This is a genomic window from Silvanigrella sp. (assembly GCF_044369315.1).
Taxonomy (GTDB): Bacteria; Bdellovibrionota_B; Oligoflexia; order Silvanigrellales; family Silvanigrellaceae; genus Silvanigrella.
Window position 1 is genome coordinate 1 of record NZ_JBIPMD010000131.1, and the last position, 9,169, is coordinate 9,169.

Consider the following 9,169-nt stretch of genomic DNA (forward strand, 5'->3'; position numbering starts at 1 on the left):
TCTCTAGATGTATAGAGCTTTTAACATACAGTCCTTATGTCTTTGGGGCAAATTTAGTCTCGTTCACTCTGGGAATGTGCTTGATATGATTGATCAGCGAGTCTCAATGTCTTTGGGATATGACAGACAGCGATTCAGTTGAATTTGAAGTTGAAAAACAGCGCTCTTTTGAATCATCTCAACATTTAAAATTGGAATTATATTAATCAGAAGTCAATTGCACAAGATTGAAATTACATGGAAATTTAGTGAAGAGCACTTCTGAAAATGATATCAAAAACAAACATTATCCCGAAATTTATTTTAACCTGACCTTTTCTTTTCTGAAAAAATCATTTTTTTGCTATTTCCCCAATCAAATTTTCCTCCCTATGTTTTTTTCAAAGCCTTTTTTTATTTGGATTTTCAGATTTTAATTTTATTCTCTATTTCACACACCATAATGCTAGTTATCATAAGTGAAATTAATTCAAAACTTGATTTAGTAAATTAACTTATATTAGTTTACTAATTTTATATTAATATAAGTTAATTTATAGTTAATATTAGTAAATTAAACTCAATAATTTAAAATTTAGCTTATTTTAGGTATAGGAAGAGTTTTTTAGAATAGATATAATTTTAGGAAAAATATATTATTTATCATGTGTTTAATTCATAATATTTCGAAAAAACCGTGGTTAAGAATTATTATATTTAGGGGTTCTAAGCGCAACAATTTCATTCGATTAAGATTCCTTTACTGTTAAATTTCCAAATTTGATTATTTCAGGAAAAGGACTATTTCGTCATTTCTAAAAAGAAAATAGTCAACGTCGCTGAATCGAGCGAAATAGGCATTGAACAAATGTGACAAGTCCACTACACCGCTAAAAAAAGTCGCCGAATTAACTGGCATTGCACAAACAGGCTACTGCCTTGTCATGAACAACGGCCCTCACGGCCACCAAACTGTTTATTATATGCACTGCCATGTGTTGGGTGGAAGAAGTTTAGCCTGGCCTCCGGAGTGAGGGGTGATCCTCCCCTAAGAAAGTACACAACCTGATCGTTTTAAAACAGCAATTACAGAAGAGCTTTCCATGGGAAGAAACCATGTGTTAGGAAAAAAAGTTCATATTTTAATTTTAACAAGTAATAAATTAAATCCTGAAATTAGAACGATTGAAATTGAAAAACCATTCGAAAAAATTGTTGAAAAGAAAGTTTATGTTCAAGTAGAAGTACCTGTTGAAGCAAAAAAAGAAGTATCGGATATTCAGTTCTTTATTGGTTCAAGGGTGGCTCGTGATATCTTTATGAAAGATAAAATTGCACCTTATTTTTCTTATGGATTATTAACTGGAATTCAAATTCATCCACATGATAATTTTAAATATGAATTGGGATTAAATGCCAACCAAATGGTTAATGATGATGTTTATTCAATTAATACAGGGTATGCTTTAGCTGGAGCTTATTTAACCACAGGTAAACACCAAGGCTTTTTTATTGGGGTTCGTGGATTATCTGGAATTGTTACCAATCAAAAACAACAAGCTGATTTTGATGGTGGTGGGGAAGGTCGCTTTGGTTATGAAAATCCTCATTTTAGTATTGGTTTTGGGGCAGGAAGAACGCGCTATACGACAAGAGTGGGATTAGAATTGTCAATGAAGTTATAAAAACCTCTTTTATCCATGATCTAATAATGTAACATATTTATATTATTAATAAATTAAATACTCTTTTTTCATTAAAAAGAGTATTTTTTATTTCAGAAAGAATAAAGATAGAAATAGGAGTTCCGATATCGTTTTAAAGGAGGATCTCAAATTATGAATATGAATCCAAAAGAGGAAAAAATTAAAAGTGAAAAATATAAAAGAGATGGTGCTAAATATGTTTGTACCAAATGCAAAGCGAAACATTTTTCTAGAGAAGATGTAGAAAAATGTTACGATAGCCATCCAGAAACACAAGAAAAGATGGTAAAATAAGTTTTATAATCTAAAATATAGAATAAGAAGATATTATTTTATCTATAATTTCTTTATCATTTACTATTTTAGCAATTTCTTCCCAAAATAATTTTTTTTCAGTTTCTGGAAAATTTGATTTTTTAGAAAATGGAATATAATAAGATCTTATTGTAAAATATTTTTTGTGTATTTTAATTTTGTAAGACATTTTTTTAAATTTATTGATATTCACAGGAAAAGAAAAGTGAGCAATCACAGAACCCTCATTTTCTCGAATTAATTTTAATATGTTTACTTTATCACTTTTGCTAGTCTCTAATTTATCATGAAATATTTTTTCTAAGTCTTTTGTTACAGAGTATCCTCTTGCGATCGCACAGGAAGTGGGAGACTTTCTTGTTTTCCATTTTATTCAAATAAATTAGATTTCATTGTAATAACAACATAACCAGAACATGCTACTTTAAATTGAGAGGAACATGTTGCTGCTTCATTTGGACCAGATCCTGGGGGGGTAATCTAAATAAGAGGCGCGTTCCTCATTGTAAGAGAGATTCAGAGAGGCATCCATTTTCCCTTTTTTTAATAATTCAAAACATAGGCTTAAATGCATATGTTCTAAATTTAATTCAATATCTATTTTGCTTTTTAAGCTTTGGATTGCCATTTTTAAAATATCCATATTTAAACTTTCTGATTTATCTTTTTTATCTAGTTCCAGTCTGAAGTCATCAGCACAAATATGAAAAGGCAATTTCTTTGCATAACAAAGAAAAGGATAAAAATTTAAAATGAATAAAATTCTTAAAAAAAACAAACTAAATTATCCTAAATTAAGTGGTATTACATAAATAATTTTGCATTTTAAATAATCTCTGTATATTCATTTAGTCAATAAACTTCTTAGGAGGTAAATATAAGCCTTGTGAATATTCTACTAAGTCTTGTATAGATTTTGCTGCAAGCAATTCTCTATTGGCATCTTTTTTGTCAATTCCAATATCTTCAGGATATATTATTATTTTTCTTTCTCTTAATTCATTTATTTTATTTAAATCTCTTTTTAAACCAACTGGGGTGTGGCCTGCAATTCCTCTTATTGCCTGCTCACGATCTTCAAGATTTCTGCACAAAAGTAAGTTAACAATCCCTTCTTCTGTAATGATGTGTGTTACGTCTTCTGCATATATCATAATTAATGGCAATTCCATTTGAAACTTTTTTTGAACTTCAAAAGCCTCAAGTTTTTCTACAAAAGAGGGTTCTCCTGAAGGTTGAAAAGTTTCAACAATTTGTAGAACAAGTTTTTTACCTTTAAAAATTTCATTTTCATTTTTTTGAAATTCTAAACCCGCTTTTTTCCATGTATTAGAAATATGTCTACGTCCGCTAGAATTTCCCCCAATATTAGGAGCACCTCCAAATCCTGTTAATCTATTCAATGTAGCCGTAGAACTATTTCCATAAATATCTATTTGTAAAGTTGCACCAGCAAAGAGATCAATGCCGTAAAGTCCAACTAATTGTGCAATACAACGATTAGACCTTAAAGTACCATCTCCACCTGTAAAAAATACGTCAGGTCGAGATTTAACATAAAGATTCATTCCCGCTTCTCCGCCTGGAGAAACAATTTTTTTTACAAACCCGCACTCAATAGCGGGAATTAAAGTAGGAACAGGATTTATCATCATATATTCACAAATTTTATTTTTAAGCCCTAAATCCGTGGCATATGTTGGTAATAAGAGCTCAATGGCGCTTGTACTATATCCTACACCATGATTTAATCTGTTTACTTCGTATTTTGCATAAATTCCTTTTATGACTAACATTGCCATTAATATTTTTGTCTCATTTATTTTTGCTGGATCCCTAGTGAATAAGGGATGTATTGTTGTATTTAAGGGGCTTTTGACTAAAATATCGACCCAATCAGAGGGAATATCTACACGAGGAAGTTTATCCACGACTTCATTTACCTCCACAATGACAACGCCATCTTTAAAAGATGTTGCTTCAATTATGGTTGGTGTATCTTCTGTGTTTGCACCTGTATATAAATTTCCTTCTTTATCCGCCTTTTCTGCTATAACTAAACAAACATTGGGAGTCAAATCCAAAAAATATCTTGCATATAATTCTAAAAAAGTATGCATTCCTTCAATTTTTAATTTTCCTTCTTGGCATAATTGCGCAAGTTTTTTACCAAATATAGATGCATATGAAAAATCAATTTTGTTTGCAATTCCATTTTCAAATACTTCAATATGTTCGGGAAGGATAAGTGTTGATTGAAGTATATGAATATCATGAACTAATTTAGGATTTACTTTATTTAAAGATTTGGATAAAAAAACAGCTTGTTTTTGATTGTTCCCTTCTATACATACTCTATCAAATGGTTCGATAACATTTTCTAAAATATTTATAATGTCTTCAGATTTTACCCATTTATTATTTAGTTTATCGCAGATTTTATTTATTTTTCTTTTTTTTATATCTCTAAATTTTGATTTATTATTTTCTTCCATTATATTTAGCCTTCCAATTGTAAAATTTATAAATAAATATAAAAGAAACAGAAATGAGATTTTGGAATTGTAACTCAAAAAAATGAAATTTAAATAAAAAAATTTCAGATATAAATAATTTTATATATTGACAATATATTAATAATAAAGTAAGGAAATATTAAACTCAAAATCTTAATATTATTTTAAAAAATAAATAAATTTCCTTATTTAATTAAAGGAGTATTTCTATGGTAGAAAAATATCTAAATGCTTTTAGCATTTGTTCTTATGCCTTGTTTTTTTTAGCTATATTTATTGAATATTTAATTTCATATAAGAAAAATTTAAATGACTATGAAAAATATGATTCATATTTTAATATAGGAACCGGTCTGTTTTATCTTATATTTCCAGTTATTTTAGCTACATCTTTAACAATATTTTTATATGAAATATTTTCAAAATATGCTTTTTTTTGAAATGCCTGGTGCTTGGAGTGCTTTAATTAAAGGTGAAAAATTATATTGGTGGGCATTTTTAATTCTTATTTTTACAGATGATTTTTGTTATTATTGGTTTCATAGAATTTCTCATGTCAGTCGATTTTTATGGTGTATACACGAAGTTCATCATTCTTCAAAACAATATAATTTGACAGTCTTTTTAAGAGCATCTTTTTTAGATTATGTCCCTCAAGGGTTATTTTATATTCCTCTTTTCTTATTGGGTTTTAAATTAGAAGATATATTTTTCCAAATGGCAATTAATTTTACTTATCAATTTTGGTTGCATACAAAATATACAGGAAGAATTTATTTATTAGAAAATATTTTTAACACAGCAAGTCATCATAGAGTTCATCATGCAAAAAATATACAATATCTTGATAAAAATTATGGAGGAATATTTATTATATGGGATATTTTATTTAAAACATTTGAAAGAGAAAAAGAAAAAGTAGAATACGGTGTTTTGCATGATATTAAGACAGATAATGTATTTAAATTAAATTTTGAAGCTTTTAAAATAATGTTTCAAGATATAAACAAAGCAAAAGGAATAAAAAATAAATTTCTATATTTTGTGTATGTACCTGGATGGAGTCATGATGGTCGGACTAAAACAACAAAACAACTTCAAAAAGAATATTATAATAATAAAATATAAATTAAATAAAGAATATTTTTGATTTAAATTCTTTTAAAGATCTCGACAATCTTTTATAAATTCTTCAATTGACTTCGTATTATATACAAAATATTCTGTATTTTGTGACATTACATATTCAGATAGTCCATAGTGATCTCTTCTATCTGAATTCCAGTCATAGGTATAACCTCTACCTGTCCAAGGATATTGAGGCCAGCCATCTTTATTATCAAATCTTTTATAAAATTGATAAGCCGCCCATTTAGATAAATCTTTTTCAAGCAATTCATTGCTTGAAATTTTGTCATCTTTTTGTATTTCATCTTTTAATTTTGTTTCATTTAATGGAATATTATCTATTGGACTACAAATATTATCTTCTGTATTATAGTCAATTGATGCGCATGGTCTAAATATTCCTGGCCCTTTAAGTCCATTAAAAGCATTATTATCTTTTCTATATTCAACATTACCCGATACTTGTGAATTAGGAATAGAAATAAAAGCAAAGGTATGTTGAGGATCACTTGGAGCATCTGGTGGTAATCCTAGTAATTGACTAAATCTTAAAGATAATTGCTCCTTTGAAAGATTTTTTCTATTTGATATTTTATTACATGCACTTACCATTTCATCAACTTGAGTAAACCAAACTTCAACCCCAGTAGGTAATTTTCCAGTTGTATTTTTAGTATAATTATATGTTGTATAAATTGCAGCTTTAAAATGATCACTTTCATTAAATTTTGGTAAAGGGCTAAGAGAAATTTGTAATAAATTTTTCCAATTATTTTTTATTTCATTCGTTTTTACCACATACTTATTGTATTCCTTAAAATAATTATCCCATTTTTCTTTATCTGCTAATGGCTCTCCTGATACACATTTTAATAATGGCGCTGAAGAAACAGCAGTAGAATCATTTGTAACTATATAAGCAGATTTTGCTAATCTGCAGGAATAAAATGAGTTAGGCAATGAAAATATATATTGATAATAGCTTACACGGTCATTATTTTCTTTTTCCGTAAAAGCAACACATTTTCCACTAGCTAACGTGTCTTTGGCTATGATTGAAGCAATATTTTTTATGTCATTAATATCTTTTATAGAACAACTGGGACCTCTTTCGGAAGCATAAATAGAATGACAGCTAAATGAAATAAATACAAAAGAATAAAATCCAGAAAATGATATTTTTTTCATAAATATGATCGCTCCTAATTCAATAAGGATAATTAAATCTTTAATTTTGAATTTAAATATCTAATAAATTTTTAAATTTTTTACTTGTTGAATTATTTCATATTTTTTATATATGATCAATTTATATTCAATTTATTCGTTTTATTTTTTATAAAATAATTTAACTTAATTTTATTTATTGATAAAAGTTAAAATATTTTTTATATAGAAAAATTTAATGTTAATTTAATAATTAAGCTTGATGGTATTTTTATTTTGATAAAATATTACTATATGTGTTTGTTAAATATAAACTTTCTTTATATTTAAGAATGGATCTCGGTGTAACCGTATTTATCTGTTTCATAATAACCTGTTTTTGGAATTGTCTCTGCTAAATCAAATAAATATTTATGTTCATTATAAAAGTCTTTTGCCTGCGGAGCATTTAATTTTTCATTTTTAATAAATTTTTCTACTAAATTTGGATTAGGAATGGAGAGTTTTCCAAAGGCAACCGCATCTGCATTTCCATTTTTTATTGCCATTTCAGCTGTTTCTTTAGTAAATCCTTCATTTACAATAAATTTTCCTTTAAAAATTTTTCGAAGTTGAGGACTTATACTGTCTTTGGATTCATACTCACGTGCACAAATAAAAGCTAAGTCTCGTTTTGATAATTCAGATACAAGGTAACTAAAAGTTTCAAGGGGATTTTGATCACCCATATCAAGAGCGTCTCCTCGAGGAGCAATATGATAACCAACACGACCAGATCCCCACGTATCAATCACAGCGTCGACAACTTCGAGTGGAAATCGAGCTCTATTTTCGATAGACCCACCATATTTATCTTTTCTTAAATTTGATTTGCTTTGCAAAAATTGATCTAAGAGATACCCATTAGCGCCATGAAGTTCTACACCGTCAAATCCTGCTTTTTTTGCATTTTCTGCACCCTTTTTATAAATAAGAACCAGCTGATTTATTTCTGTTAAAGAAACTTCTCTAGGTGTTTCATAAAATTTTTCAGGTCGAATATGAGAAATTCTTTGTTTAGCAGCAATGGCGCTTGGCCCAATTGGAGTTTGACCATTTGTATATAATGGATCGGATACACGGCCTACATGCCAAAGCTGCATGACAATAGTTCCTCCCTTTTCATGGACTTCATCTGTTATATGCCTCCAAGCATGAATTTGCTTTTCATTCCAAATTCCTGGTGTTCTGGGATAACCAACACCTAATAACTCTACAGAAGTCGCTTCGGTTATAATCATACCAAAAGAGGATCTAAGACTATAATATGTTTTCATAAGTTCGTTCGGAATTCGTTGATAACTTGCTCGTAATCTTGTTAAAGGGGCTAAAACAACTCTATTTTTTAATGATAAATCACCTAATTTTATGGGCTCAAATAAAATAGACATGACGTCACTCCTTTAGAACTTACAATTGGTTTTCAAAAGAAACATAAAATTTTAAAACAAATTTTTGTATATCATAATTTGGACTAAAGAACGAATATAGTTAGACTCGGGGATGATTCTATATCACAAGATTTTGTTCCATTAGATACCAATTTCGCACCGGAAGTGGGGCATAGAAAAATTGTAGGAATTTTAATGATTCAATTATTATTAGGAATTCTTCTATCAAGAATTTTTTCAGGGTCCATATCGGTTCAAATTTCAATAATTCATAGTGTGAAAGTTTTATCTTATTTGGAAGTTTTTATTTTCAAAATTAGGTTAGTTTGGTGTTGTTTATTTATCTTTTCAGTTTTGTATATTAATTTTTTCTTTCCACTTTATTTTAACAAGGATTATAAATTAAGGTATAAATAAATTCATTTATTTTATATTTATTTACAGTTGTAGTAAGTTGATAAAAGCAAAAAATCATTTTTGTAAACCTGATTTTGAATCGCAAATGGATATAAAGTATAGTTAGTATTTGCTTCATTAGTTTGAGGTATTTTTCTAGCTTGAGGAGATAAATAATTTTCTAATTTATTAAAGTTAATGTTTTGATTTTCTATCCATTTTCTTGATGAATTATTTTTTAATAAACTTTTTTTTAAATTTTTGCATGAGTCTATAAGTATATTTAGAGAACTGATTTCCACAGTATAAAAATCGGTATATAGTTTATTTTCTTCAAATTCACGATCAGCGCATTTTATGTTTTGAACAAAATTAACATTAATCTCTATAATGTTTCCATTTGCATCTTTTGCCCATTCCCCTTGGGATGGATTATCTTGAAATATACAAAAAGTGATCTTCCCCCAATTTTATAGACACAATTAACCGACCTTTTTCATTGGTCTAGTTATTTCAAATATAACTGGAGACA

The 9,169-nt window shown here is 28.2% G+C and carries 10 protein-coding genes; 5 read left to right on the top strand and 5 right to left on the bottom strand.

Translation table 11 applies throughout. The features are described from left to right. Nucleotides 1-839 precede the first annotated feature (839 nt). The 3 genes from ACIQ56_RS10890 to ACIQ56_RS10900 all read left to right on the top strand — a co-directional run bounded on the left by ACIQ56_RS10890 (nucleotide 840) and on the right by ACIQ56_RS10900 (nucleotide 1,979). Complete coding sequence (locus tag ACIQ56_RS10890; protein WP_397601084.1) at nucleotides 840-1,013, top strand: HIT domain-containing protein; 174 nt, start codon at nucleotides 840-842, stop codon at nucleotides 1,011-1,013. Between the two features lie 69 nt (nucleotides 1,014-1,082). Beyond that, nucleotides 1,083-1,664, top strand: a complete 582-nt coding sequence (locus ACIQ56_RS10895) for a hypothetical protein (protein ID WP_397601085.1) — start codon at nucleotides 1,083-1,085, stop codon at nucleotides 1,662-1,664. 153 nt (nucleotides 1,665-1,817) lie between these two features. Further along, complete coding sequence (locus ACIQ56_RS10900; RefSeq protein ID WP_397601086.1) at nucleotides 1,818-1,979, top strand: hypothetical protein; 162 nt, start codon at nucleotides 1,818-1,820, stop codon at nucleotides 1,977-1,979. A 10-nt stretch (nucleotides 1,980-1,989) separates the two neighbouring features. Here the strand turns inward: ACIQ56_RS10900 and ACIQ56_RS10905 are convergent, their stop codons facing one another. Together ACIQ56_RS10905 and mdcA are read right to left on the bottom strand one after the other, a co-directional pair. Next, nucleotides 1,990-2,217, bottom strand: a complete 228-nt coding sequence (locus ACIQ56_RS10905; RefSeq protein ID WP_397601087.1) for a hypothetical protein — start codon at nucleotides 2,215-2,217, stop codon at nucleotides 1,990-1,992. Between the two features lie 631 nt (nucleotides 2,218-2,848). Next, nucleotides 2,849-4,495: a malonate decarboxylase subunit alpha gene (mdcA, locus tag ACIQ56_RS10910; RefSeq protein WP_397601088.1), complete on the bottom strand. Its 1,647-nt coding sequence runs from the start codon at nucleotides 4,493-4,495 to the stop codon at nucleotides 2,849-2,851. Nucleotides 4,496-4,725: 230 nt separating this feature from the next. Here mdcA and ACIQ56_RS10915 point away from each other — a divergent pair, with 230 nt between their 5' ends. Together ACIQ56_RS10915 and ACIQ56_RS10920 are read left to right on the top strand one after the other, a co-directional pair. Beyond that, nucleotides 4,726-4,956 carry a hypothetical protein gene (locus tag ACIQ56_RS10915; RefSeq protein WP_397601089.1) on the top strand — a complete coding sequence of 77 codons (231 nt, stop codon included), beginning with the start codon at nucleotides 4,726-4,728 and terminating at the stop codon, nucleotides 4,954-4,956. Next, on the top strand, nucleotides 4,943-5,644 hold the full coding sequence (locus ACIQ56_RS10920) for a sterol desaturase family protein (protein ID WP_397601090.1): 702 nt from the start codon (nucleotides 4,943-4,945) through the stop codon (nucleotides 5,642-5,644). The genes ACIQ56_RS10915 and ACIQ56_RS10920 overlap by 14 nt, the downstream gene beginning before the upstream one ends. Before the next feature lie 33 nt (nucleotides 5,645-5,677). Here ACIQ56_RS10920 and ACIQ56_RS10925 read toward each other — a convergent pair whose 3' ends face one another. The 3 genes from ACIQ56_RS10925 to ACIQ56_RS10935 form a co-directional block, all read right to left on the bottom strand. Beyond that, nucleotides 5,678-6,832: a hypothetical protein gene (locus ACIQ56_RS10925; protein ID WP_397601091.1), complete on the bottom strand. Its 1,155-nt coding sequence runs from the start codon at nucleotides 6,830-6,832 to the stop codon at nucleotides 5,678-5,680. Between the two features lie 305 nt (nucleotides 6,833-7,137). Next, the gene (locus ACIQ56_RS10930) at nucleotides 7,138-8,241 is read right to left on the bottom strand and encodes an alkene reductase (protein WP_397601092.1); all 1,104 of its coding nucleotides are present in this window, start codon (nucleotides 8,239-8,241) and stop codon (nucleotides 7,138-7,140) included. Nucleotides 8,242-8,675: 434 nt separating this feature from the next. Then, nucleotides 8,676-8,939: a hypothetical protein gene (locus ACIQ56_RS10935; protein WP_397601093.1), complete on the bottom strand. Its 264-nt coding sequence runs from the start codon at nucleotides 8,937-8,939 to the stop codon at nucleotides 8,676-8,678. Nucleotides 8,940-9,169 lie beyond the last annotated feature (230 nt).